This is a genomic window from Variovorax sp. GW821-FHT09D05, assembly GCF_059416325.1.
The window spans coordinates 369,706-393,471 of the sequence record NZ_JBWKOZ010000008.1 but is presented as its reverse complement, the minus strand read 5'-3'; the positions used below and the strand labels follow the sequence as shown (position 1 = coordinate 393,471).

Here is a 23,766-nt window from a genome sequence, read left to right as displayed (position 1 = left end):
GCCATGAACAACGACGCCATCGTCACCCGCCACCTCGCCATCCGCGGCCGCGTGCAGGGCGTGGGTTACCGCTGGTCGATGGTGCAGGCGGCGAAGCGGCTCGGCGTGCGCGGCTGGGTGCGCAACCGGCGCGACGGGAGCGTGGAGGCGCTTGCAGCCGGCGGGGCCGACGCGGTGGAAGAGTTGATCCGCTGGGCGCGCCAGGGGCCGGACGGTGCGCGCGTGGATGCAGTCGACGTGAGCGATGCGGCTACGCACGGCGTGCCCGAGGGCTTCGAGCAGCGCGAAACCGCCTAGTACCCGCCGGCTGGCGCCATTTGCAACCCCGCAGGCGGGCATTGCTACCTTCCGCGGCTTGTGTACCAAGCAGGGCAATTGCATGTGTCGGACAATCGAAGGCGGTTTCTCATCCTCCCGCGACACAAGAGACATCCCATGAAACTCCCCACCAAAGTCAAGATCGTCGACGTCGGCCCGCGCGACGGCCTGCAGAACGAAAAGCAGCCGGTCTCGGCCGAAGTGAAGATCGGCCTCGTGCACCGCCTGCAGGACGCGGGGCTCAAGGAGATCGAGGTCACCAGCTTCGTGAGCCCCAAGTGGGTGCCGCAGATGGCAGACAACGCCGAGGTGATGCACGGCATCAGGCGCAAGCCCGGCGTGCGCTATTCGGTGCTGACGCCCAACATGAAAGGCTTCGAGGCCGCCATCGCCGCGCCGCGCGAAGAGTGGCCCGACGAGATCGTGGTGTTCGGCGCAGCCAGCGAGGCCTTCAGCCAGAAGAACATCAACTGCTCCATTGCCGAGAGCATCGAGCGCTTTGCGCCCGTGGTGGCCGCGGCGCTCGAGAAGGGCATCCGTGTGCGCGGCGCCATGTCGTGCACCGTGGGCTGCCCCTATGAAGGCGAGATCGCGCCGGCCAAGGTCGGCTACCTCGCGCAGCTGATGAAGGGCATCGGCGTGCAGCGCGTGGACGTGGCCGACACCATCGGCGTGGGCACGCCGCGCAAGGTGCAGGCGGCGATGGAGGCCACGCTGGCGCACTTCGATGTCGACGCCATTTCCGGCCACTTTCACGACACCTACGGGCAGGCGCTGGTCAACACGCTGGCGGCGCTCGAGATGGGCATGTGGAACTTCCAATCGTCCTCGGCCGGCCTGGGCGGCTGCCCGTACGCCAAGGGCGCGACCGGCAACGTGGCGACCGAAGACGTGGTCTACATGCTGCACGGCATGGGCATCGAGACCGGCATCGACCTCGACAGGCTGATCGACGCAGGCGTGTACATCAGCGAGGCGCTGGGCCGCGAGCCGAACTCGCGTGCCTCGAAGGCCATCCGCACCAAGAGGGCGGGTTGAAGCATGGACCTGCAAGTCTGGCTCGCATTCCTGGTGGCGAGTTGCGTCATCGCCGTGTCGCCCGGTTCGGGCGCGGTGCTCAGCATGAGCCATGGGCTCAGCTACGGCGTGCGGCGCACCACGGCGACCATCGTCGGGCTCCAGCTGGGGCTCGCCGTGATCCTGCTGGTGGCCGGGCTCGGCGTGGGCGCGGTGCTCACCGCCTCGGCCACCGCGTTCACGGTCATCAAAGTGGTCGGCGCTTGCTACCTTCTGTGGCTGGGCTGGCGCCAGTGGCGCGCGCCCGTTGCGAAGATCGACGGCAACGCGCAGGAGGCGGCTTCCGAGCCCGACCTCACTGCGCCGCAGCGCGTGCTGCGCGGCTTCCTGACCAACGTGACCAACCCCAAGGGCATCGTCTTCATGGCGGCCGTGCTGCCGCAGTTCATCCAGCCGACACGGCCGCTGTGGCTGCAGCTGCTGGTGCTGCTGGCCACGACGGTGATGGTCGACGTGACTGTGATGCACGGTTACGCCTGGCTGGCCGCGCGGCTGCAGGGCGTGCTTCGCAGCGTGCGCGCCCGGCGTGCGCAGAACCGCGTCTTCGGCGGCGTGCTGATGGCGATGGGCGCATTCCTGTTTGCATTCAAGCGCAGCGCGTAGAGGCTGCGGACCCGTTTCCTCATTCCCCCGGCACCACGGTGCCTGATAGATTCGAATCCATGTCCATGTGCGGCTCTGAACTCCACTCCCTCCCCGAAGGCGTCCAGCGCGTCTCCCGCGTGCTGCAGGACGCCGGCCATCCCCATTCGCCACGCATGCTCGACGACGCCTGCCGCACCGCGCAGCAGGCGGCCGATGCGCTCGGCATTTCCGTGGGGCAGATCGCCAAGAGCATCATCTTCCGCCGCAAGAGCGACGAAGTGGCGGTGCTGGTCATCACCTCGGGCGACAAGCGCGTGGACGAGAAGAAGGTCGATGCGCTGGTCGGCAAGACCGGCCGTGCCGATGCCGACTTCGTGAAGGCGCGCACCGGCTTCACCATCGGCGGCGTCTCGCCCGTGGGCCATGTGACCAAGCCCGTGGTACTGATCGACCGCGAGCTGTTCCGCTTCGAGGAAATCTGGGCGGCCGCAGGACATCCGCATGCGGTGTTCCAGCTGCGCCCGCATGACCTCGAGAAGCTCACCGGTGCGCCGGTAGCGGACGTGGTGTGAATTTCGACGAGGCGGAAACGCTCGCCGAACGCGCCGTGGCCGTGCAGGCCATGGCGCAAGACGTGCCCTCGCCGTGCTCGTCGGTGTGCCGCATGGACCGCCTGAGCGGCTTCTGCGAAGGCTGCCTGCGCACCATTCCCGAGATCGCGGGCTGGAGCAAGATGGAAGACGAAACGCGGCGCCATGTGTGGCGAGCGATAGAGTTGCGGGCCAAGGCCGGCATCTGGCGGGCTCCAGCCGACACAGGAGACAGGCACGCATGAAGCACATCGACTTCTATCTCGACTTCATCTCGCCCTACGCGCACCTCGCGTTCGAACACCTGCCCGAGGCGCTCGAAGGCCTGAACTACAGCGTGGCGTACAAGCCGGTGCTGCTGGGTGCGCTGCTCAAGCAGCACGGGCAACTCGGCCCGGCAGAGATTCCGTCGAAGCGCAGATGGACGTATCGCCACGTGCTCTGGCTGGGCCATGCGAACGGCATCGAGATCGAGATGCCGGCCTCGCATCCTTACAACCCGCTGGCCCACCTGCGGCTCGCGCTGTCGACCAGTGACGACGGCAGCATCAGCCGCCTCGTGGCAGAGACCGTCTTCCGCCACGTGTGGCGCGGCGGTGAAGAGCCTGGCGACGCCACGCGCCTTGCTGCGCTCACCACGCAGCTGAAGCCGAAGCGCGAAGCGAGCAGCGACGAGAGCAAGGCCCTGCTCAAGCGCAACACCGACGAGGCCCTGCAGCTCGGCGTGTTCGGCACGCCTGCGTATGTGGTCGACGGCCGCCTGTTCTGGGGCTTCGACGGCCTCCAGATGCTGCGTGCCTATCTGATGGGCGACGCATGGTTCGACGGCCCGCAATGGACCTTGGCCGACCAGCGCCCATCCCTGCTGCGCAGCAGCAAGAACCAGGCACCTAGGTAAAACCCGGTAAGGGCCGAATTTCTTACAGGCTGAAACGCGCTGCGCGGGTTTCACCCTAATCCGTAAGCGTCGGTTCAGTTTCGCGCAAGGCTCGGGTCAGTCGCGCCTCCAAGAATGCCTCACGGTCCCGAATGCCGGGAACCGCAACGAACGCATACACAGGAGATGACCAATGGCAGCCACACTAGATTCGAGGGGAGTGCCGCATCCGGCCCCCCGGCCCATGTCAGCGGAGGAGAAGAAAGTCATCTTCGCCTCCTCGCTCGGCACCGTGTTCGAGTGGTACGACTTCTACCTCTACGGTTCGCTGGCCGCGATCATCGCGAAGCAGTTCTTCAGTGGCCTGGATGCGGGCGCGGCCTTCATCTTCGCGCTGCTGGCGTTCGCCGCCGGCTTCCTGGTGCGTCCGTTCGGCGCCATCGTGTTCGGCCGCCTGGGCGACATGATCGGGCGCAAGTACACCTTCCTGGTCACGATCCTGATCATGGGCCTGTCGACCTTCATCGTCGGCCTGCTGCCCAGCTACGCGACCATCGGCGTCGCGGCGCCGGTGATCCTGATCGCGCTGCGCATGCTGCAGGGCCTGGCGCTCGGCGGTGAATACGGCGGTGCCGCCACTTACGTGGCCGAGCACTCGCCGCACGGCAAGCGCGGCGCCTACACCTCGTGGATCCAGACCACGGCAACGCTCGGCCTGTTCCTGAGCCTGCTGGTGATCCTGGGCGTGCGCGAATGGCTCGGCGAAGCGGTGTTCAACGACTGGGGCTGGCGCATTCCGTTCCTGGTGTCGATCCTGCTGCTGGGCATCTCGGTGTGGATCCGCCTGTCGCTGAGCGAATCGCCGGCCTTCCAGAAGATGAAGGCCGAGGGCAAGACCTCGAAGGCGCCGCTGTCCGAGTCGTTCGGCGAGTGGAAGAACCTGAAGATCGTCATCCTGGCGCTGGTCGGCCTCACCGCAGGCCAGGCGGTGGTCTGGTATTCGGGCCAGTTCTACGCGCTCTTCTTCCTGACTGCGCAGCTGAAGGTCGATGCGACCACGGCCAACCTGATGATTGCCGCCGCGCTGCTGCTCGGTACGCCGTTCTTCGTGGTGTTCGGCACGCTGTCGGACAAGATCGGCCGCAAGCCAATCATCATGGCCGGCTGCCTGCTGGCCGTGGTCACCTACTTCCCGGTCTTCAAGATGCTGACCGAAGCCGCCAACCCCGACCTGGCCCGCGCACAGGCCACGGCCGCCGTCACGGTGACGGCCGACCCGGCGACCTGCTCGTTCCAGGGCAATCCGGTGGCTCGCGAGATCGACTTCCGCAGCTCGTGCGACATCGCCAAGCGCTACCTCGTGCAGAACTCGGTGAGCTATGAGAACGTGGCCGGCGCGCCGGGTTCGAAGGCCATCGTGAAGATCGGCGACAAGTCGGTCGAGGCGCCGGTCGGCAACGTCGCGAACTCCAAGTTCGACGAGAACTCCGCCAAGGAAATCGCTGCCTTCAAGAAGGGCGTGGCCGAAGACCTGAAGGTTGCGGGCTACCCGGCCAAGGCCGACCCAGCCAAGATCAACAAGGTGATGACGGTGCTGCTGCTGTTCTGGCTGGTGCTGCTGGTGACGATGGTCTATGGCCCGATCGCGGCGATGCTGGTCGAGCTGTTCCCCACGCGCATCCGCTACACCTCGATGAGCCTGCCGTACCACATCGGCAACGGCTGGTTCGGCGGCCTGCTGCCGACCACGGCCTTCGCCATCGTGGCCTCCACCGGCAACATGTACAACGGGCTTTGGTATCCGATCATCATTGCCGGCATCACGCTGGTGGTGGGCACGATCTTCATCCGCGAAACCAAGAACGTGGACATCTACGCGAACGACTGAGCGTCGCTCGCACAGGAGGGCGCCATGCCCTCCGTTCAACAAAGAGGCTTCATGCCAACCGCATGAGGCCTTTTTCTTGAACCCCTCGAATCAATCAACCTCGTCAGGAGACAACACCCATGTGGAAACTCGTCGTCGGCTTCGTCATCTTTGCCGCCATTGCTCTGTACGTGATCTCCAAGGCCGGCGACAAGGTCGACATGTCGGGCGAGAAGCATGGTGGCGATACCACCACGCACGAGCCTGCGCCCGCCGCTGCGCCCAAGTAAGGCGCCGCCTTATCTTTTGAATTTGCCGTCGCTGACGATCGACAGGTCTACGAAGTCGATGCCCGTGTGGTCCGTCGGCGAGTAGCTCACGTCGAGCCCGCCGCCCACGTCGTACTGGAAGTTGTTGAGCGTGGCGATGAGCTTTGCGCGCGTGGGCTTCGGGCCCGTGCGGCGCAGCGCCTCCACCATCACCTTGGTGGCGACGAAGCCTTCGAGCAGCGCGGGCGACAGGTCGTTCTGGCCCTTGGCCTTGGCCAGCGCCAGCGCTTCCTTGATGAGCGGGTGGCCGAAGGAGCGCTCGTAGGGCAGCACCTGCGTGATGATCACGCCGGCACTCGCCGAGCCCAGTTCCTTGATGAAGCCCGAGGCCGCGTTGTTCGACAGCGTGATGATCTGCGCCGCCGAGCCCGCGGCGCGCAGCGCCTTGATGCCGTCGGTCACGGCCGTGCCCGAGCCGATCCACAGCACCGCCTGTGCGTTGGCCTTGGTCAGCTGCGGAACGATCGCCGCGAAGTCGGGCTTGTTGCGGTCGGCCAGCGCGACCACGGCCGGCTTCAGGTTGGCCTTCTCGAAGCCCTTGTTCGCGCCTTCCATCGCATCCTTGCCGAAGGAGTCGTCGGCCTGCACGACAGCGATGCGCTGGATGCCGGTGGTCTGCAGGTGCTGCACGGCCTTCTCGGCCTCGCGCTGATAGGTCGAGCGCACGTTGAAGATGTTCTTCTGCAGCGGCTTGTGCAGCGCCATCGCACCCGTCGAAGGGCCGACCAGCGCCACGCCGTACTTGTCGAGCAGCGGAATCACCGCGAGCGTGTTGGGCGTGCCGCGGTTGAGCAGCAGCGCGACGACCTTCTTGTCTTCGATGAGCACGCGCGTGTTCTCCAGCGAGCGCTTGGCGTCGAGGCCGTCGTCCATGCGGATCACCTCGATCTGCTCGCCGTTGATGCCGCCCTGGGCGTTGACCTGGTCGATGACCAGTTGCGAGCCCATGATGGTTTCCTTGACGCTGGCCGCCACCGGCCCCGAAAGATCGGCCGACTGGCCAATCAGGATCTGGGCCGATGCGCCCGGGGCCGCCATGGCCAGGAGCAGCGCCACGGCGCAGGACGTGAACGTCTTTTTCATCGAGCAAAGCCTTTCCACGAAGCGGAGTGCTTCTGTCAGCAGGTGTGTAATGTGTTGCTGAACGTCACTTGCCGCCAGTTCGCGGAAACCCTGTCAAACCAAGGTTTGCAGAATGCCCAGGGCCAACGGCCCGCCGGTTTTGCCGGCGGGCCGTTGGTTCGAAAGGCGTAGTCGAGGGGCGGGGCTCAGCGCTTGAAGCGCCCGTCGCTGATGATCGAAAGGTCCGCGAAGTCGATGCCGCTGTGGTCCTGCGGCGAATAGCTCACTTCAAGCCCGCCGCCCAGGTCGTAGCCCTTGAGGCCTTCGAGCGCAGCGACCATCTTCGCGCGCGTGGGCTTGGGGCCCGCGCGGCGCAGCGCCTCCACCAGCACCTTGGCCGAGGCGAAGCCTTCGAGCATTGCCGGCGACAGCTCCGCCTGGCCCTTGGCCTGTGCGAGTGCCTGGGCTTCCTTCACCATCGGCTGGCCGAGCGAGCGCTCGTTCGGGAACACCTGCGTCACGATCACGCCCTTGCTCGCGTCGCCCAGCTGCTTGATGAAGCCCGAGGAGGCGTTGTTCGACAGCGTGACCACCTGCGCCGCCGAGCCACCCGCGCGCAGCGCCTTGATGCCGTCGACCACGGCAACGCCCGAGCCGATCCACACCACGGCCTGCGCATTGGCGTCCTTGATGGCCGGCACGATGACCTTGTAGTCGGGCTTGTCGCGGTCGGCCGGAATGGTCACGACCGGCTTGGCCTTGCCCTTGGCGAAGCCGGTCATCGCGCCTTCGAGTGCGTCCGTGCCGAACGAGTCGGTCACGTGCACCACCGCGATCCGCGTGAGGCCGATGGTCAGCAGGTGCTGCACGGCCTTCTCGGCCTCGCGCTGGTAGGTGGCGCGCACGTTGAACACGTGCTTCTGCAGCGGCTTGTGCAGCACCATCGCGCCGGTGGAGGGGCCGATGAGCGCCACGTCGTACTTGTCGAGCCACGGGATGATGGCCTGCGAATGCGGCGTGCCGCGGCTCATGAACAGCGCCAGCACTTTCTTGTCTTCGATCAGCACGCGAGCGTTTTCGCTGGCGCGCTTCACGTCGAAGCCGTCGTCCATGCGCAGTATTTCGATCTTCTCGCCGTGGATGCCGCCCTGGGCGTTGACCGAGTCGATCAGCAGCTGCGCGCCGCCGATGGTCTCGTTCACGCTCGCGGCCACCGAGCCGGTCACGCCGGTGGTCTGGCCGATCAGGATCTGGGCCGACGCACCCACGGCGCTGAGGGCCAGCAGGGCGGCGGCGCAAAGCATGCGCGTCTTTGTCATGGGAGTCTTTCGAGGGAATGCAGGAACTGGCCCGGGAACATGTGAAAACAAATGTCGTATTTGTTTCTGAAAGTGTCTGAAACTCCATCCGGACAAACCCCTGCGCGGCCACCGACCTTGTGACGCAGTGCGCAAACCCGTCATGGAGCACTCCCTAGAATGTTTGCCCCACCCCCCAAGGCACTCATGACACAGGGCTCCATCCGGATTCGCGGCGCGCGCCAGCACAACCTCCAGAACCTCGACCTCGACATCCGCACCGGCGAGATGACGGTGGTCACCGGGCCCAGCGGCTCGGGCAAGTCCAGCCTCGTTTTCGACACCCTCTACGCCGAAGGCCAGCGGCGCTACGTGGAGACCTTCTCCGCCTACGCCCGCCAGTTCCTGGACCGCATGGACAAGCCGGCCGTCGACAAGGTGGAGGGCGTGCCGCCCGCCATCGCCATCGACCAGACCAACCCGGTGCGCTCCTCGCGCTCCACGGTCGGCACGATGACCGAGCTGAACGACCACCTGAAGCTGCTCTTCGCGCGCGCGGCCAACCTGTTCGACCGCGAAACTGCGCTGCCGGTGCGCCACGATTCGCCCGACAGCATCTACGCGCAGATCGTCGAGCGCGCGGCCGCGGCGGGCGATCCGCGCCTTGTCGTCACCTTCCCGGTCGAGCTGCCCGCGAGCACCACGGCCGAGGAAGTCACGCAGTGGCTGTCGGCCAGCGGCTTCACGCGCGTGCAGGCCGAGCGCGAGGTGGCCACGCCCACCGGGCCGCGCAAGGTGCTCGACGTGGTGGCCGACCGCTTCCGCGCCTCGAGCGCCGAGCGTTCGCGCGTGGTCGAGGCCATCGAGGTGGCGCTCAAGCGCGGCAGCGGGCGCGTCACCGTGCATGCCACCGGTTCAGAGGAAAACGCGCCGACGGACGTGTGGAAGTTCTCGACCGGCCTGCATTGCCCCGAAAGCGACATCCGCTACGCCGACCCCATCCCGTCGATGTTCTCGTTCAACTCGGCCGTGGGCGCCTGCGAAACCTGCCGCGGCTTCGGCCGCGTGATCGGCGTCGACCTGGGCCTGGTGATTCCGAACGACAAGCTCACGCTGCGAGCCGGCGCCATCAAGACCATCCAGACGCCCGCCTGGAAGGAAGCGCAGGACGACCTCATGCGCCACGCCGAAACCGCCGGCATCCCGCGCGACACCCCCTGGAACAAGCTCACCGACGAGCAGAAGCACTGGGTGATCGAAGGCACGCCCAACTACAAGGAAGGCAACTGGAACAAGCAGTGGTACGGCGTGCGGCGCTTTTTCGGCTACCTGGAGAGCAAGGCCTACAAGATGCACATCCGCGTGCTCTTGTCCAAATACCGCAGCTACACGCCATGCCCCACCTGCAGCGGCGCGCGCCTGAAGCTCGACAGCCTGCTGTGGCGCATCGGCAGCAAGGAAGACGCCGACGCCGTGCTGCCGCCCGAAAAGCGCTTCATGCCCACGGGCGCCAAGTGGACGCGCGCGCAGCTCGAAGCCCTGCCGGGCCTGTGCCTGCATGACCTGATGCTGCTGCCCATCGAGCGGCTGCGCAGGCTCTTCGACCGCGTCGAGCACCACGGCAACGGCCACACGGTGAGCGAAGGCGAAACGCAGGCGCTGAAGCTGCTGTTCGAAGAAATCACCACGCGCCTGCGCTACCTGCACGACGTCGGCATCGGCTACCTCACGCTCGACCGCCAGAGCCGCACGCTGAGCGGCGGCGAAGTGCAGCGCATCAACCTCACGACGGCGCTCGGCACCTCGCTGGTCAACACGCTGTTCGTGCTCGACGAGCCCAGCATCGGCCTGCACCCGCGCGACATGAACCGCATCACCGAGGCCATGCTGCGCCTGCGCGACGCCGGCAACACGCTGGTGGTGGTCGAGCACGACCCGGCCGTGATGCTCGCCGCCGACCGCGTGATCGACATGGGCCCCGGCCCCGGCGCGCGCGGCGGGCAGATCGTGTTCGACGGCACCACCGACCAGCTGCGCGACGCCGACACGCTCACCGGCCAGTACCTGGGCGGGCGCAAGAAGATCGGCATGGGCTTCAAGCGGCTCGTGAGCGAGAACACGCACCGGCTCATCCTCGAAGGCGTGCGCGAGCACAACCTGAAGAACATCGCGGTCGAGTTCCCGCTGGCGCGCCTGGTGTGCGTTACCGGCGTCAGCGGCTCGGGCAAGTCCACGCTGATACAGGACGTGCTGGCGCCCGCGCTGATGCGCCACTTCGGCAAGGCCACCGAAACACCCGGCGCGCACGACCGCATGCTCGGCGCCGACCACCTGGGCGACGTGGTGTTCGTCGACCAGTCGCCCATCGGCAAGACCGCGCGTTCCAACCCCGCGAGCTACGTGGGCGCGTGGGATGCCATCCGCGAGATCTTCGCCACCGCGGCGCTGTCGCGCCAGCGCGGCTACACCGCGAGCAAGTTCAGCTTCAACTCCGGCGACGGGCGCTGCCCGACCTGCGGCGGCTCGGGTTTCGAGCACGTCGAGATGCAGTTCCTGTCCGACGTGTACCTGCGCTGCCCCGATTGCGACGGCAAGCGCTATCGCCCCGAAATCCTCGAAGTGCGCGTGGAGCGCAAGGGCAAGAGCTACAACGTGGCCGACGTGCTCGACCTCACCGTGGCCGAAGCGGCCACCGTGTTCGAGGCCGACCGCGACGTGCTGCGCGTGCTGCAGCCGATTTCCGACGTGGGCCTGGACTACGTCAAGCTCGGCCAGCCCGTGCCCACGCTGAGCGGCGGCGAGGCGCAGCGCCTGAAGCTCGCGGGTTTCCTGGCCGAGGCTGCCAAGAACGCGACCTCGAGCAAGCAGTCGGTGGCGCGCAAGGGCACGCTCTTCCTGTTCGACGAGCCGACCACCGGCCTGCACTTCGACGACATCGCGCGGCTGATGCGCGCGCTGCGCAAGCTGCTCGACGCCGGCCATTCGCTGATCGTCATCGAGCACAACCTCGACGTGATCCGCGCGAGCGACTGGCTCATCGACCTCGGCCCCGAAGGCGGCGAGGGCGGTGGCCAGGTGGTGGCAGAAGGCACGCCGGAGCAGCTGCGCGAGAACCGCGCCTCGCTCACCGGCGCCGCGCTGGCCGACTACGAGCTGGCCATCGGCCCCGACGCCTACAAGGTGGCCGAGCGCGCCGCGCGCCGCTACATCGCCAATGCGAAGACGGCGCCGGGCAGCAACGCGATCGAGATCGTCAACGCGCGCGAGCACAACCTGAAGAACCTCAGCGTCGACATTCCGCGCGGCAAATTCAGCGTGGTGACCGGCGTGAGCGGCTCGGGCAAGTCGACGCTGGCCTTCGACATTCTTTTCAACGAAGGGCAGCGCCGGTACCTCGAATCGCTCAACGCCTATGCGCGCAGCATCGTGCAGCCGGCAGGCCGGCCCGAGGTGGACGCGGTGTACGGCATTCCGCCGACCGTGGCCATCGAGCAGCGCCTGTCGCGCGGCGGCCGCAAGAGCACGGTGGGCACCACCACCGAGGTGTGGCACTTCCTGCGGTTGCTGTACGTGAAGCTGGGCATCCAGCACTGCATTCACGACGGCGCGGCCGTGCAGCCGCAGACGCCCGACAGCATCGCCGCGCAGCTGATGCGCAACTTCAAGGGCCAGCACATCGGCCTGCTCGCGCCGCTGGTGAGCAACCGCAAAGGCGTGTACACCGAGCTGGCCGACTGGGCGCGCCCGCGCGGCTTCACGCACCTGCGCGTGGACGGCGACTTTCTGCCGACCGCCGGCTTCCCGCGCATCGACCGCTTCAAGGAGCACAGCATCGAGCTGCCCGTGGCCAGCCTCGACGTGCTGCCATCGAAGGAGACCGAGCTGCGCGAGGCGCTGACCAAGGCGCTCGAACACGGCAAGGGCGTTGTGCACGTGCTGAGCCAGCTCGACGGCCTGCGCGCCGCGATGATGGCGGGCGTGTCCGCCGCCGGCATCGGCCGCGTGAACGTGTTCTCCACGCTGCGCGCCTGCCCGGTGTGCAGCACCAGCTACGCCGAGCTCGACCCGCGCCTGTTCAGCTACAACAGCAAGCACGGCTGGTGCCCCGATTGCGTGGGCACGGGCGTCAAGCTCAGCAAGGACCAGCGCAAGGTGTTCGACGACTCCGTGCTGGCCGACGACAACAAGGGCCGCGAGCAGACCTTTGCAGAACCCGAGGTCGAGGACCTGGCCGACGTGGTCTGCCCGACCTGCGAGGGCACGCGCCTGAACGCCACGGCCCGCGCCGTGGGCTTCGGCACCGCGGCCGACGGCTCGGGCGGCATCGGCATCACCGAACTCGCGCGCATGAGCGTGACCGAGGTGCGGCAGTGGTTCGAGGGGCTGACGCTCACGGGCCGCGAAGCGGAGATCGCGCGCGATCTCGTGCCCGAGATCAAGAGCCGGCTCGAATTCCTCGAAGAAGTGGGCCTGGGCTACCTCACGCTCGACCGTGGCGCGCCCACGCTTTCAGGCGGCGAGGCGCAGCGCATCCGCCTGGCGGCGCAGCTCGGCAGCAACCTGCAGGGCGTGTGCTACGTGCTCGACGAGCCGACCATCGGCCTGCACGCGCGCGACAACCAGATCCTGCTCGACGCGCTGCACAAGCTCGGCGACAAGGGCAACACGCTGGTGGTGGTGGAGCACGACGAAGACACCATCCGCCGGGCCGACCACATCATCGACATCGGCCCGAGCGCGGGCAAGCGTGGTGGCCGGCTGGTGGCCGAGGGCTCGGTGGCCGACATCCAGAACGCTGGCGATTCGCAGACCGGCCGCTACCTGCGCGATGCCATCAAGCACCCGCTGCAGGCGCGCCGCCTCGTGCCTTCGCCCAACCCCAAGGCCACGGACAACGGCGAATGGCTCACCGTGCACGGTGCCGACCTGCACAACCTGCAGGACGTGACCGCCACGCTGCCGCTGCATCGCCTGGTGGTGGTCACCGGCGTCAGCGGCTCGGGCAAGTCGACGCTGGCGCGCGACGTGCTGCTGGCCAACGTGCATGGCATCGTGGTGCAGCGCATGACCAAGGCGGGCCGCGACGCCGACGCCGCCGGCAAGCGCCCGGCCTGGGCCGGCTGCAGCAAGGTCGAGGGCTACGAGACCATCGACCGCGTGCTCGAAGTCGACCAGACGCCCATCGGCAAGACGCCGCGCAGCTGCCCGGCCACCTACATCGGCTTCTGGGACACCATCCGCAAGCTCTTCGCCGACACGCTCGAAGCCAAGGCGCGCGGCTACGGCCCGGCGCGCTTCAGCTTCAACACCGGCGAAGGTCGTTGCCCCGGTTGCGACGGTGCGGGCGTGCGCACCATCGAGATGAGCTTCCTGCCCGACGTGAAGGTGCCCTGCGAGGTGTGCCACGGCGCGCGCTTCAACCCCGAGACGCTGGCCGTGAGCTGGCGCGGCAAGAGCATCGGCGACGTGCTGAAGATGGAAGTCGACGAGGCCGTCGAATTCTTCGCCAGCATGCCCAACATCGCCCACCCGCTGCAGCTGCTGAAGGACGTGGGGCTCGGCTACCTCACGCTGGGGCAGCCCTCGCCCACGCTATCGGGCGGCGAGGCGCAGCGCATCAAGCTGGTGACCGAGCTGAGCAAGGTGCGCGACGACATCACCCGCCGCGGCCAGAAGGCGCCGCACACGCTGTACGTGCTCGACGAGCCGACCGTGGGCCTGCACATGGCCGACGTCGAGAAGCTGATCCACGTGCTGCACCGGCTGGTGAACGGCGGCCACAGCGTGGTGGTGATCGAGCACGACCTCGACCTGATCGCCGAGGCCGACTGGATCCTCGACCTCGGGCCCGAGGGCGGCAACGCCGGCGGGCGCATCGTCGCGGCGGCGCCGCCGGAAGAGGTGGTGCGGCTCGGCACGCACACCGGCGTGGCCTTGGCGCCAGTGCTGGCGCGATAGACAGGGCAGGGCGGGGCTTGCCCCCGCCTTCTTCCTCCTCTTATTTCTGGATATCGCCCAGGCAGAGGTACTTGATCTCCACGTAGTCGTCCATGCCGTGGTGCGAGCCTTCGCGCCCCAGGCCCGACTGCTTCACGCCGCCGAAGGGCACGTGCTCGGTGGCGATCACGCCGGCGTTGATGCCGACCATGCCGTATTCCAGCGCTTCCGCCACGCGAAAGATCCGGCCCACGTCGCGTGTGTAGAAGTAGCTCGCGAGGCCGAACTCGGTGTTGTTTGCCGCGTCGATGCCATCCTGCTCGGTCTTGAAGCGGAACACGGGCGCGAAGGGGCCGAAGGTTTCTTCGCGTGCGCACAGCATGTCGGGCGTGGCCTCGGCAATCACGGTCGGCTCGAAGAACTGGCCCTGCATCCTGTGGCCGCCCGCCAGCACCTTGCCGCCCTTGGCGATGGCGTCGGCCACATGGCGCTGCACCTTGTCGATGGCCGCATCCTCGATCAGCGGGCCCTGCGTCACGCCGTCCTCGAAGCCGTTGCCGACCTTGAGCGCCCTGACCTTGGCCGCGAACTTCTCGACGAAGGCGTCATAGATGCCTTCCTGCACATACAGCCGGTTCGCGCACACGCAGGTCTGGCCGGCGTTGCGGTACTTGCTCGCGATGGCGCCTTCGACCGCCGAATCCACATCCGCATCGTCGAACACCAGAAAAGGCGCGTTGCCGCCCAGCTCCAGCGACAGCTTCTTGACCGTCGGTGCGCACTGGCTCATCAGGATGCGGCCCACTTCGGTGGAGCCCGTGAAGCTCAGGTGGCGCACGACGTCGCTCTCGCACAGCTCCTTGCCGATCGCGATGCTGTTCTGGCTGTCGGCCGTGAGCACGTTGAGCACGCCCGCCGGAATGCCGGCCCGCACGGCCAGCTCCGCAGCGGCCAGCGCGGTCAGCGGCGTGAGTTCGGCCGGCTTGATGACCACCGTGCAGCCCGCGGCCAGTGCCGGCGCCACCTTGCGGGTGATCATGGCCAGCGGAAAATTCCACGGCGTGATCGCCGCGCACACGCCGATGGGCTGCTTCATCACCAGCAGGCGGCGGTTGTTGTCGAACTGCGGCAGCACCTCGCCGTTCACGCGCTTGGCTTCCTCGGCAAACCACTCGATGAAGCTCGCGCCGTAGGCGACCTCGCCCTTGGCCTCGGCAAAAGGCTTGCCCTGCTCGGCGGTCATCAGGCGGCCCAGGTCTTCGGTGTTGGCGATCAGCAGGTCGAACCACTTGCGCAGCACGATGCTGCGCTCCTTGCCGGTCTTGCCGCGCCAGGCGGCGAGCGCCTTGTTGGCGGCGGCGATGGCGTGCGCGGCATCCGTACGCGTGAGGTTGGCCACGTCGACCAGCTTCCGGCCGGTGGCCGGGTCGTTCACGTCGAAGCGGCTCGCGCCCGCAACCCATTCGCCCGCGATCAGCGCATCGGTCTTGAGCAAGGTCGGGTCGTTCAGCAGCGCGAGGGGAGATGTCTTCGTGTCCATGGTGTCGTGTTGTCTCTAAAGAAATGAGTAGCCGGTGCAAGCACCCGGTGTCAGCGGAAAGGTACGCCCGGAAGCACGCAGAGCATTTCGTAAAGCAGATTGGCCCCGAGCAGCGCAGTGTTTCCGCTCGTGTCGTACGGCGGGCTGACCTCTACCAGGTCGGCGCCCACCACGTTCAGCCCGCGGCAGCCGCGCACGATCTCCAGCGCCTGCGGCACGGTGAGTCCACCGATCTCCGGCGTGCCGGTGCCACCGGCGAACGAGGGATCGATGCCGTCGATGTCGAAGCTGATGTACACCGGATGCGTCGGCCCGATGCGCTCGCGCACCTGCGCCATCAGCGGCGCCAGCGACTGGTACCAGACCTCGTGCGCCTGCACCACTGTGAAGCCCTGTTCACGCGGCCAGTCGAAATCGTCCGCCGCATAGCCGGTGCCGCGCAGGCCGATCTGCCAGACCTTGTCGCAGGCCAGCAGGCCCTCTTCGACGGCGCGCCGGAACGGTGTGCCGTGCGCAATGCGCTCGCCGAACATGTCGTCGTTCACGTCCGCATGCGCATCCACATGCACCAGCGCCACCGGGCCATGCTTGCGCGCCAATGCGCGCAGGATCGGCAACGCGATGGTGTGGTCGCCGCCCAGCGTCAGCGGCGCGCAGCCGGCGGCCAGCACCGTGTCGTAGAAGTCCGAGATGATGTCGATCGATTTTTCGAGCGAATAGGTGTTGATCGGCACGTCGCCCAGGTCGGCCACGTTCAGCTTGTCGAAAGGCGCCGCGCCGGTGGCCATGTTGTAGGGCCGCAGCAATGCCGACTCCGCACGGATCTGGCGCGGCCCGAAGCGCGCGCCCGGCCGGTTGGAAGTGCCGATGTCCAGCGGCACGCCGATGAACGCCGCATCCAGCCCTGCCGGAGACGTTGCAGCGGGCAGCCGCATCATCGTGCCGGGGCCGGCGAAGCGCGGCATCGTGTTGCCGCCCAGCGGCTGGTTCGGTGTTGTGGTGGTGGGCATCGTGCGTGTGCGGGTTCAACGCCGCCGGCCGCGCAGCCATTCGAGCGCAAGCAGCAGCGTGGTGGTGAAGATGATCAGCAGCGTCGCCACGGCGGCGATGGTGGGCGAGATGTTCTCGCGGATGCCGGTGAACATCTGGCGCGGCAGCGTGACCTGGTCCGGCCCCGCGAGAAACAGCGTGACCACCACCTCGTCGAATGAAGTGGCAAAGGCGAACAGCGCGCCCGAGATCACGCCCGGCGCAATCACCGGCAGCGTGACGCGCATGAAGGTCCTGAACGGTGTCTCCCCCAGGCTCAGCGATGCGCGCACCAGGTTCTGGTTGAAGCCGGCCAGTGTGGCGAGCACGGTGGTCAGCACGAAGGGCGCGCCCAGCGCCGCATGCACCACGATCAGCCCGAAGTAGGTGTCGGCCAGTCCGATGGGGGCGAAGTAGAGATACGTGGCGACGCCCACCACCACGATCGGCACCACCATCGGCGAGATCAGCACGCTCATGAGCAGGCCCTTGAAGGCGAAGCTCGTGCGCGACAACCCCACCGCCGCCAGCGTGCCCAGCACGGTGGCCAGCACCGTGGCGGCCGGCGCGACGATGAAGCTGTTGCGCGCCGCGCGTGCCCACTCGGGCGATTCGAAGAGGTTGCGATACCACCGCAGCGACCAGCCGGGAATCGGGTAGGCCAGGAACGAGCTGTCGGAGAACGACAGCGGAATCACCACCAGGATCGGCGCCAGCAGGAAGGCCAGCACCGCGACACAGCCGCCGCGCACCAGCCACCAGCCGAGCTTGTCGGCGAAGGTGGCATAGGCCGGGAATTGGGGAAGCTTCAACATGTTCGTCTGTCTTTCGTGCAGCTTTTCGTGCGGCTCATCCGAGGCTCAGCTCGGCCTTGCCGATGCGGCGGTACACGGCATACAGAATCAGCGTGGCGACCAGCAGCACGGAGCCCAGCGCGCACGCCATGCCCCAGTTGATTTCGACGTTGGTGTAGCGCGCGATGTAGTAGCTCAGCATCTGGTCGTCCGCGCCGCCGAGCAGCGCCGGCGTCACGTAGTAGCCGATCGCCAGGATGAAGACCAGCAGCGCGCCGGCGCCGATGCCCGGGTAGGTCTGCGGCACGTACACGCGGAAGAAGGCCGCCAGCGGCGAGCTGCCCAGCGAGACGGCCGCGCGCAGGTAGGTGGGCGGCACGCTCTTCATGACGCTGTACAGCGGCAGGATCATGAAGGGCAGCAGGATGTGCACCATCGCGATGATCACGCCGGTGCGGTTGAACAGCAGCGCCAGCGGATGGTCGATCAGGCCGATGCCCATGAGGCCCCGGTTGACCAGCCCCTCGGACTGCAGCAGCACGATCCAGGCCGCCACGCGCACCAGGATGGAAGTCCAGAACGGCACCAGCACCAGGATCATCAGCACGTTGGCCTTGCGCGCGGGCAGCGTCGACAGCCACCAGGCCAGCGGATAGGCCAGCAGCAGGCAGAAGAAGGTGACGACGGCGCTGATCTGGAAGGTGCGCAGCAGGATGCCGGCAAAGGCGCGCTGGTCGGCGGGCATGCGCTCGACCTCGCCGGCCACGTCGCGCCGCAGGTCGACCGAGGCGAGCAGGTAGTCGGGCGTCCAGCGCGAGCCGTTCTTGGCAATCGCCTGCCAGTACGGCGCCTCGCCCCAGCGCGGGTCGAGCTCCAGCATGCGCGCCTTGACCTCTTCCGGCGTGCCGGCGATCGGCAGCGCACGGAAGGTGCCCATCACCAGCGAGCGGGCGCCGGCGATCTCGGTGTTGAGGCGGCGCGCCAGGGCGCCGGCGTCGGAGCTGTCGGGCAGCTGGCCGAGGTCGGCCGCGATGGCTGCAAAGGCCGCCGGCGCGGGCGCCTCCTTGCGGTTCCAGCCGTCGAGCGCGCGCACGGTGCGCGGCAGCGCGTTGGCCACCTCGGGGTTTTCTACCGCACGCTGCAGCAGCGCCACGATGGGCACCAGCAGCGTCAGCAGCAGAAACACCAGCAGCGGCACCGTGAGCGCAAACGCGCGCCACTTTCGGCGGGCTTCGGCGCGCGCCAGCGCACGCCGCAGTTCGCCGGGCGGCGCTTCTGCTGGAACCAGGGGGACAGACGTTGCCGCGTGCATGGACTCTTTCGCGCTCGCTCGTTTGCCCGTTTACTGCGTGGCCCAGGATGCGAAGCGCTTCTCGAGCGCCTCGCCCTGGTCGGCCCAGAAGCCGACGTTGAACTGCAGCGCATCCTTGGCGTTGGTCGACGAGGTCGGCAGGTCGGCCAGCACCTTGCTGCTCAGCGAAGTCAGCGCCTTGGTGTTGGTGGGGCCGTAGGCGATGTTCTGGGCATAGACCGCCTGGTTGGCCGGCTGCATCGCGAACTGGATGTACTTCAGCGAGGCTTCCTTGTTCGGTGCGCCCTTCGGGATCACCAGGTAGTCGAGGTCGTAGATGCCGCCCGGCCAGTAGATCTTGAGGTCGCGGCCTTCGCGGTTGGCCGCGTCGATGCGGCCGTTGTAGACGGTGGTCAGCACCACGTCGCCGGCCACCAGGAACTGCGGCGGCTGCGCGCCGGCTTCCCACCACTGGATGTTCGGCTTGAGTTCGGTGAGCTTCTTGAACGCGCGGTCGGCGCCTTCCTTGGTGCCGAGCACCTTGTAGACATCGGCCGGCTTCACGCCGTCGGCCATGAGCGCGAACTCGAGGTTGTAGCGCGCGCCCTTGCGCATGCCGCGCTTGCCGGGGATCTTCTTCACGTCCCAGAAATCGGCCCAGCTGCTGGGCGCGGTCTTGAGCTTCTCGCCGTTGTAGGCCATCACGGTCGACCACACGAAGAGGCCCACGCCGCAGTCGGTGACGGCGGCCGGCAGGAAGTCGGCCTTGCTGCCGATCTTGGAATAGTCGAGCTTCTCGAACAGGCCCTCGTCACAGCCGCGTGCCGCGTCGGGCGATTCGACCTCGACCACGTCCCAGGTGACCTTCTTCGTCTCGACCATGGCCTTGATCTTGGCCTGCTCGCCGTTGTATTCGACCGGGATGATCTTGGTGCCGGTCTTCTCGAAGGGTTCGTAGTAGGCCTTCTTCTGCGCATTGGCGTTGGCGCCGCCGAAGTTGACCACGGTGAGCTGCTGCTGGGCAAAGGCCGGCAGTGCGAAGCTGGCGGCGACGGTGCAGGCGAGGAGAGTCTTTTTCATGGTGGAAGTCTTCCTGGGTGATGAAAGCAAAGAAAGGAAACGAGGGAACAACTGGCCGGATTCAGGAGGCATAGATGCGCGCATGCGCCGTCGGAAATTCGAGCACCACCGCTTCGCCGGCCTGCGGCGCGGCGGCACCTTCGAGGCCGTTCAGCGGCAGCTTCACGGTGGCTTCGGCCTGGTCGCCGCCGACGCTGCACAGCAGCCGCAGGTGGTCGCCGAAGTAGATGACGCGCGCCACCTGGGCGGCGAGCATGTTGGCGCGCGGCGCGGGCGGACTGCGGTGCAGCACCACCCGCTCGGGGCGGATGCAGGCCTCGACGGTCGCGCCCGCGGCAGCGCCGCTGACGTTGAGCCCGTGCAGCACGCGACCATCGGGCAGCTTCATTTCTGCATGCTCGCCACTGTGGCCCTGTTGGCCCAGCTGTCCCTTGAGCACGGTGTTGTCGCCGACGAAGCCGGCCACGAAGCGGTTGGAAGGCGTCTCGTAGAGCCGGTCGACCGTGTCCAGCTGCTGGATCACGCCTTCGTTGAACACCGCCACGCGGTCGCTCATGGTGAGCGCCTCGCCCTGGTCGTGCGTCACGTAGACGAAGGTCACGCCCAGCTGGCGGTGCAGGTCCTTGAGCTCGATCTGCATGTGCTCGCGCAACTGCTTGTCGAGCGCGCCGAGCGGCTCGTCCATCAGCACCAGCTGGGGCTCGAACACCAGCGCGCGCGCCAGCGCCACGCGCTGCTGCTGGCCGCCCGAGAGCTGGCCGGGCAGGCGGTCGGTCATGCCGCGCAACTGCACCATGTCGAGCGCGCGCTGCACGCGGCGCTGCTGCTCGTCCTTGGGCACCTTGCGCACCGTCAGCGGATAGGCCACGTTCTGGCCCACGCTCAGGTGCGGGAACAGCGCGTAGTTCTGGAAGACCATGCCGAAGTTCCGCTTGTGCGGCGGCGTGCCGGTGATCTGCTTGCCGTCGAGCAGGATCTCGCCCGAGGTCGGCGATTCGAAGCCCGCCAGCATCATCAGCGTGGTGGTCTTGCCCGACCCCGAAGGCCCGAGCAGGCTCAGGAACTCGCCACGGTGAATGTCCAGATCGAGCTGGCGCACCACCAGGTGTTCGCCGTCGTAGGTCTTCTGGACGCGCTGGAAGCGCACCAAGGGTTCTGCTGTCATGGAGGAGGAATTAAGGAAAGGATCTGTCGATCAGCGCAGTGCGGCGAAGCTGTCCGCGAGAAGCGCCAGGCCTTCGTCCACAAGCAAGTCGGATGCCGTGAGCGGCACCAGTACGCGAATTACATTGCCGTAGGTGCCGCATGACAGCAGGATTAACCCGCGCCGCGCCGCCTCCGCGACCACCTTGCGGGTCAGCGCGGCATCGGGGCGCGACGTGTCGCCCTGCTCGAACAGCTCGACGGCCACCATGGCGCCGAGCCCGCGCACGTCGCCGATGGCAGGCACGTCGGCCGCGATGCGGCGCAGGCCGGCCGTGAGCCGCTCGCCCAGCGCCCGGCTGCGCGCCAGCAGTTGCTCGTCGTCGAACACTTTCAGCACCGCGAGCGCCGCGGCGCAGCCGATGGGGCTGCCGGCATAGGTGCCGCCCAGGCCGCCGGGCGCGGGGGCGTCCATTACCTCGGCGCGGCCCACCACGCCGGAGATGGGGAAGCCGCCCGCCATCGACTTGGCGGTGGTGATCAGGTCGGGCGCCACGGGCCACTGCTCGCTGGCGAACCAGGTGCCGGTGCGGCCCGCGCCGGTCTGCACCTCGTCGGCAATGATCAGGATGCCGTGGCGGTCCGCCAGCGCGCGCAGGCCTTCGACGAAGTCGTTGGGCGCCACGTAGAAGCCGCCCTCGCCCTGCACCGGCTCCAGGATGAAGGCCGCCACGCGCTCGGGCTCGATGTCGTTCTTGAACAGCAGCTCGACCGAATGCAGTGCATCGTCCACGCTCACGCCGTGCAGCGCATTCGGGTACAGCGCATGGAACACCTCGCCCGGGAACGGGCCGAAGCCGATCTTGTAGGGAGCCACCTTGCCGGTGAGGCCGAGCGTCATCATCGTGCGGCCGTGGTAGCCGCCGGTGAAGGCAATGACGCCGGGGCGCCGGGTGTGGGCGCGGGCGATCTTGACGGCGTTCTCCACCGCCTCGGCGCCGGTGCTCAGGAAGATCGACTTCTTCGCGAACGCGCCCGGTGCCAGTGCATTCAGGCGCTCGGCCAGCTCCACATAGGGCTCGTAGGCCACCACCTGGAAGCAGGTGTGCGAATAAAGATCTACCTGCGCCTTGACGGCGGCGCTGATCTCCGGATGGCAGTGGCCGGTGTTGAGCACCGCGATGCCGCCGGCGAAGTCGATGTAGCGGCGGCCCTCGACGTCCCACAGTTCGGCGTTGGCGGCCCGGCTGACGAAGATTTCGTGGGCCTGGCCGACGCCGCGGGCGACGGCCGCGTTGCGCCGGGCCATGAGGGCGGCGTTGCTGAGGTGGGGTTCGCGTTGCATGGTACGACCTGTGCTTTGGTGCTGTGAAGAAGGAATCCCGGCACTCTAGGTCGCGCGATTCGATCCAGCCATGTACACCGGAAGTGATCGCCCGGAAGACTGTACTGGTCTTGTATCCTGTACATACTTTCCTCAATATGGTGCAGGCCGGACTGCCGGAGACACCCCCGATGCTCATTCTTCGCCCCGAACAGCCGACGCCGCTGGTAAGCCAGATCGTGGAAGGGCTGCGCGGACTGATCGGCGCCCAGAAGCTCAAGGCCGACAGCAAGCTGCCGTCGATCCGCGCCTTTGCCGCGGCCCACGGCGTCAGTGTCTTCACGGTGGTCGAGGCCTACGACCGGCTGGTGGCGCAGGGCCTGCTGGTCTCGCGCGCCAACGCGGGCTTCTTCGTCAAGCGGCGCAGCGAAGACAGCGCCTCCGGCACCACCAGCGTGCCCCGCCCGGACCCCCGCTTCGACGCCCGCTGGTATCTGCAGCAGATCTTCGAGAACCGCAACCTGCCGCTCAAGCCCGGCTGCGGCTGGCTGCCGCACGACTGGCTGTTCGAGGACGGCATGCGCCGCAGCCTGCGCCACCTGGCCTCCGAAGGCACCGACATCGGCGGCTACGGCCTGCCCTTCGGCCACATGGCGCTGCGCATGGCAACGGCCGAGGCGCTGTCGGAGCAGCAGATCGTGGTCGAGGCCGCGCAGGTCCTGCTGACCCAGGGTTCCAGCCAGGCGCTGGACCTGGTCGCGCGCCGCCTGCTGAAGCCGGGTGATTCGGTGCTGGTGGACGACCCGGGTTATCCGAACCTGATGTTCATGCTGCGCTTCCTGGGCGTGGAGATCATCGGCGTGCCGCGCACCCCGACGGGCTACGACATGCCCGCGCTCGAGGCGCTGCTCGCGGTGCACCGGCCCAAGGCCTTCTTCACCCAGCCCCGGCTGCAGAGCCCGACCTGCTCGATGGCTTCGCTGCCGCAACTGGTGCAACTGCTCCAGCTGGCCCAGACGCACGACTTCACGCTGGTAGAGAACGACATCTACGCCGAGATGGACGCATCGATGCGCCCCTCGCTCGCCAGCCTGGGGCAGTTGCGCCGCGTGGTCTACGTGGGTAGCTACTCGAAGACCATCTCGCCGAACATCCGCGTCGGCTACGTCGTTGCCCAGCCGGAACTGCTCGAAGAACTGGCGCAGCTCAAGATGGTTTCGGGCCTCACCTCGTCCGACATCACCGAGCGCCTGGCCTTCGGCACCGTGACCGACGGCCGCTGGCGCAAGCATCTCAAGGCCCTGCGCGACAGGCTCGCGCAGGCGCAAGGCAGCGTCGCGAGGCGGCTGGACGGGCTTGGCTTCGAGCTGTTCCATGAAGCCGCGGCCGGCATGTACCTGTGGGCCCGGCACCCGGACATTGCCGACAGCGCCGAGCTTTCGCGGCGCGCCGCGGCGGAGGGAATCATGCTCGGCCCGGGCCAGCTGTTCCTGGTCAACCCGCATCCCACCGGCTGGCTCCGGTTCAACGTGGCCTTCAGCGAAGACGAGCGGCTGTGGCGCTTTCTTGAGCGCAACATCGAAGAGCACAGGCACGACTGACTGCTGGCAGGGCCGGGGCTCGCA

19 protein-coding genes are annotated in these 23,766 nt (G+C 67.4%); 10 read left to right on the top strand and 9 right to left on the bottom strand.

Annotated features, from left to right (window positions below):
* Positions 1-3 precede the first annotated feature (3 nt).
* The 8 genes from AC07O3_RS23380 (at position 4) to AC07O3_RS23345 (ending at position 5,604) form a co-directional block, all read left to right on the top strand.
* Positions 4-297 (top strand): acylphosphatase, encoded by a 294-nt coding sequence (locus AC07O3_RS23380; RefSeq protein ID WP_093177283.1) that lies wholly within the window; start codon positions 4-6, stop codon positions 295-297.
* A gap of 138 nt (positions 298-435) precedes the next feature.
* The gene (locus AC07O3_RS23375; protein WP_495340445.1) at positions 436-1,356 is read left to right on the top strand and encodes a hydroxymethylglutaryl-CoA lyase; all 921 of its coding nucleotides are present in this window, start codon (positions 436-438) and stop codon (positions 1,354-1,356) included.
* A gap of 3 nt (positions 1,357-1,359) precedes the next feature.
* Entirely contained in the window at positions 1,360-1,998 is a 639-nt protein-coding gene (gene rhtB / locus AC07O3_RS23370) for a homoserine/homoserine lactone efflux protein (protein ID WP_093056734.1), read from the top strand.
* Positions 1,999-2,063: 65 nt separating this feature from the next.
* A complete protein-coding gene (locus tag AC07O3_RS23365; protein WP_093056785.1) occupies positions 2,064-2,552 on the top strand; it encodes a YbaK/EbsC family protein in 489 nt (162 codons plus the stop codon).
* Positions 2,549-2,815: a DUF1289 domain-containing protein gene (locus AC07O3_RS23360; protein ID WP_093056733.1), complete on the top strand. Its 267-nt coding sequence runs from the start codon at positions 2,549-2,551 to the stop codon at positions 2,813-2,815. Before AC07O3_RS23365 ends, AC07O3_RS23360 begins: the two co-directional genes overlap by 4 nt.
* Positions 2,812-3,468: a 2-hydroxychromene-2-carboxylate isomerase gene (locus AC07O3_RS23355; protein WP_495340444.1), complete on the top strand. Its 657-nt coding sequence runs from the start codon at positions 2,812-2,814 to the stop codon at positions 3,466-3,468. The genes AC07O3_RS23360 and AC07O3_RS23355 overlap by 4 nt, the downstream gene beginning before the upstream one ends.
* Positions 3,469-3,640: 172 nt before the next feature.
* A complete protein-coding gene (locus AC07O3_RS23350) occupies positions 3,641-5,335 on the top strand; it encodes an MFS transporter (RefSeq protein WP_093056731.1) in 1,695 nt (564 codons plus the stop codon).
* Between the two features lie 119 nt (positions 5,336-5,454).
* The gene (locus tag AC07O3_RS23345; protein ID WP_019656389.1) at positions 5,455-5,604 is read left to right on the top strand and encodes a hypothetical protein; all 150 of its coding nucleotides are present in this window, start codon (positions 5,455-5,457) and stop codon (positions 5,602-5,604) included.
* 9 nt (positions 5,605-5,613) lie between these two features.
* On the opposite strand, the gene AC07O3_RS23340 is transcribed toward AC07O3_RS23345, so the two are convergent.
* Positions 5,614-6,726 (bottom strand): ABC transporter substrate-binding protein, encoded by a 1,113-nt coding sequence (locus tag AC07O3_RS23340; protein ID WP_093056730.1) that lies wholly within the window; start codon positions 6,724-6,726, stop codon positions 5,614-5,616.
* Positions 6,727-6,911: 185 nt separating this feature from the next.
* Positions 6,912-8,024 (bottom strand): ABC transporter substrate-binding protein, encoded by a 1,113-nt coding sequence (locus AC07O3_RS23335; protein ID WP_093078365.1) that lies wholly within the window; start codon positions 8,022-8,024, stop codon positions 6,912-6,914.
* A gap of 186 nt (positions 8,025-8,210) precedes the next feature.
* Here AC07O3_RS23335 and uvrA point away from each other — a divergent pair, with 186 nt between their 5' ends.
* Positions 8,211-13,961: an excinuclease ABC subunit UvrA gene (gene uvrA / locus AC07O3_RS23330; protein ID WP_495340463.1), complete on the top strand. Its 5,751-nt coding sequence runs from the start codon at positions 8,211-8,213 to the stop codon at positions 13,959-13,961.
* 40 nt (positions 13,962-14,001) lie between these two features.
* On the opposite strand, the gene AC07O3_RS23325 is transcribed toward uvrA, so the two are convergent.
* The 7 genes from AC07O3_RS23325 to gabT all read right to left on the bottom strand — a co-directional run bounded on the left by AC07O3_RS23325 (position 14,002) and on the right by gabT (position 22,162).
* Positions 14,002-15,480, bottom strand: a complete 1,479-nt coding sequence (locus tag AC07O3_RS23325; protein ID WP_495340443.1) for an NAD-dependent succinate-semialdehyde dehydrogenase — start codon at positions 15,478-15,480, stop codon at positions 14,002-14,004.
* A 50-nt stretch (positions 15,481-15,530) separates the two neighbouring features.
* On the bottom strand, positions 15,531-16,490 hold the full coding sequence (speB, locus tag AC07O3_RS23320) for an agmatinase (RefSeq protein WP_093078370.1): 960 nt from the start codon (positions 16,488-16,490) through the stop codon (positions 15,531-15,533).
* A 15-nt stretch (positions 16,491-16,505) separates the two neighbouring features.
* A complete protein-coding gene (locus tag AC07O3_RS23315; protein ID WP_093056725.1) occupies positions 16,506-17,324 on the bottom strand; it encodes an ABC transporter permease in 819 nt (272 codons plus the stop codon).
* Between the two features lie 34 nt (positions 17,325-17,358).
* On the bottom strand, positions 17,359-18,615 hold the full coding sequence (locus tag AC07O3_RS23310) for an ABC transporter permease (RefSeq protein ID WP_426390524.1): 1,257 nt from the start codon (positions 18,613-18,615) through the stop codon (positions 17,359-17,361).
* A 30-nt stretch (positions 18,616-18,645) separates the two neighbouring features.
* Positions 18,646-19,674: an ABC transporter substrate-binding protein gene (locus AC07O3_RS23305; protein WP_093056723.1), complete on the bottom strand. Its 1,029-nt coding sequence runs from the start codon at positions 19,672-19,674 to the stop codon at positions 18,646-18,648.
* Between the two features lie 61 nt (positions 19,675-19,735).
* On the bottom strand, positions 19,736-20,839 hold the full coding sequence (locus AC07O3_RS23300; RefSeq protein ID WP_097197911.1) for an ABC transporter ATP-binding protein: 1,104 nt from the start codon (positions 20,837-20,839) through the stop codon (positions 19,736-19,738).
* Between the two features lie 30 nt (positions 20,840-20,869).
* Positions 20,870-22,162, bottom strand: a complete 1,293-nt coding sequence (gene gabT, locus AC07O3_RS23295; RefSeq protein WP_093056721.1) for a 4-aminobutyrate--2-oxoglutarate transaminase — start codon at positions 22,160-22,162, stop codon at positions 20,870-20,872.
* A 170-nt stretch (positions 22,163-22,332) separates the two neighbouring features.
* On the opposite strand from gabT, the gene AC07O3_RS23290 reads away from it, so the two are divergent.
* Positions 22,333-23,742: an aminotransferase-like domain-containing protein gene (locus AC07O3_RS23290; RefSeq protein WP_307615943.1), complete on the top strand. Its 1,410-nt coding sequence runs from the start codon at positions 22,333-22,335 to the stop codon at positions 23,740-23,742.
* Positions 23,743-23,766: the final 24 nt, after the last annotated feature.

Excerpts from the sequence above, each read along its gene's own strand:
- speB (WP_093078370.1), bottom strand. The coding sequence starts at position 16,490 with ATGCCCACCACCACAACACCGAACCAGCCGCTGGGCGGCAACACGATG.
- AC07O3_RS23350 (WP_093056731.1), top strand. The coding sequence starts at position 3,641 with ATGGCAGCCACACTAGATTCGAGGGGAGTGCCGCATCCGGCCCCCCGG.
- AC07O3_RS23375 (WP_495340445.1), top strand. The coding sequence starts at position 436 with ATGAAACTCCCCACCAAAGTCAAGATCGTCGACGTCGGCCCGCGCGAC.
- AC07O3_RS23305 (WP_093056723.1), bottom strand. The coding sequence starts at position 19,674 with ATGAAAAAGACTCTCCTCGCCTGCACCGTCGCCGCCAGCTTCGCACTG.
- rhtB (WP_093056734.1), top strand. The coding sequence starts at position 1,360 with ATGGACCTGCAAGTCTGGCTCGCATTCCTGGTGGCGAGTTGCGTCATC.
- uvrA (WP_495340463.1), top strand. The coding sequence starts at position 8,211 with ATGACACAGGGCTCCATCCGGATTCGCGGCGCGCGCCAGCACAACCTC.
- AC07O3_RS23345 (WP_019656389.1), top strand. The coding sequence starts at position 5,455 with ATGTGGAAACTCGTCGTCGGCTTCGTCATCTTTGCCGCCATTGCTCTG.
- AC07O3_RS23300 (WP_097197911.1), bottom strand. The coding sequence starts at position 20,839 with ATGACAGCAGAACCCTTGGTGCGCTTCCAGCGCGTCCAGAAGACCTAC.
- AC07O3_RS23380 (WP_093177283.1), top strand. The coding sequence starts at position 4 with ATGAACAACGACGCCATCGTCACCCGCCACCTCGCCATCCGCGGCCGC.
- AC07O3_RS23315 (WP_093056725.1), bottom strand. The coding sequence starts at position 17,324 with ATGTTGAAGCTTCCCCAATTCCCGGCCTATGCCACCTTCGCCGACAAG.
- AC07O3_RS23290 (WP_307615943.1), top strand. The coding sequence starts at position 22,333 with ATGCTCATTCTTCGCCCCGAACAGCCGACGCCGCTGGTAAGCCAGATC.
- AC07O3_RS23325 (WP_495340443.1), bottom strand. The coding sequence starts at position 15,480 with ATGGACACGAAGACATCTCCCCTCGCGCTGCTGAACGACCCGACCTTG.
- gabT (WP_093056721.1), bottom strand. The coding sequence starts at position 22,162 with ATGCAACGCGAACCCCACCTCAGCAACGCCGCCCTCATGGCCCGGCGC.
- AC07O3_RS23365 (WP_093056785.1), top strand. The coding sequence starts at position 2,064 with ATGTGCGGCTCTGAACTCCACTCCCTCCCCGAAGGCGTCCAGCGCGTC.
- AC07O3_RS23340 (WP_093056730.1), bottom strand. The coding sequence starts at position 6,726 with ATGAAAAAGACGTTCACGTCCTGCGCCGTGGCGCTGCTCCTGGCCATG.
- AC07O3_RS23310 (WP_426390524.1), bottom strand. The coding sequence starts at position 18,615 with ATGCACGCGGCAACGTCTGTCCCCCTGGTTCCAGCAGAAGCGCCGCCC.
- AC07O3_RS23355 (WP_495340444.1), top strand. The coding sequence starts at position 2,812 with ATGAAGCACATCGACTTCTATCTCGACTTCATCTCGCCCTACGCGCAC.
- AC07O3_RS23335 (WP_093078365.1), bottom strand. The coding sequence starts at position 8,024 with ATGACAAAGACGCGCATGCTTTGCGCCGCCGCCCTGCTGGCCCTCAGC.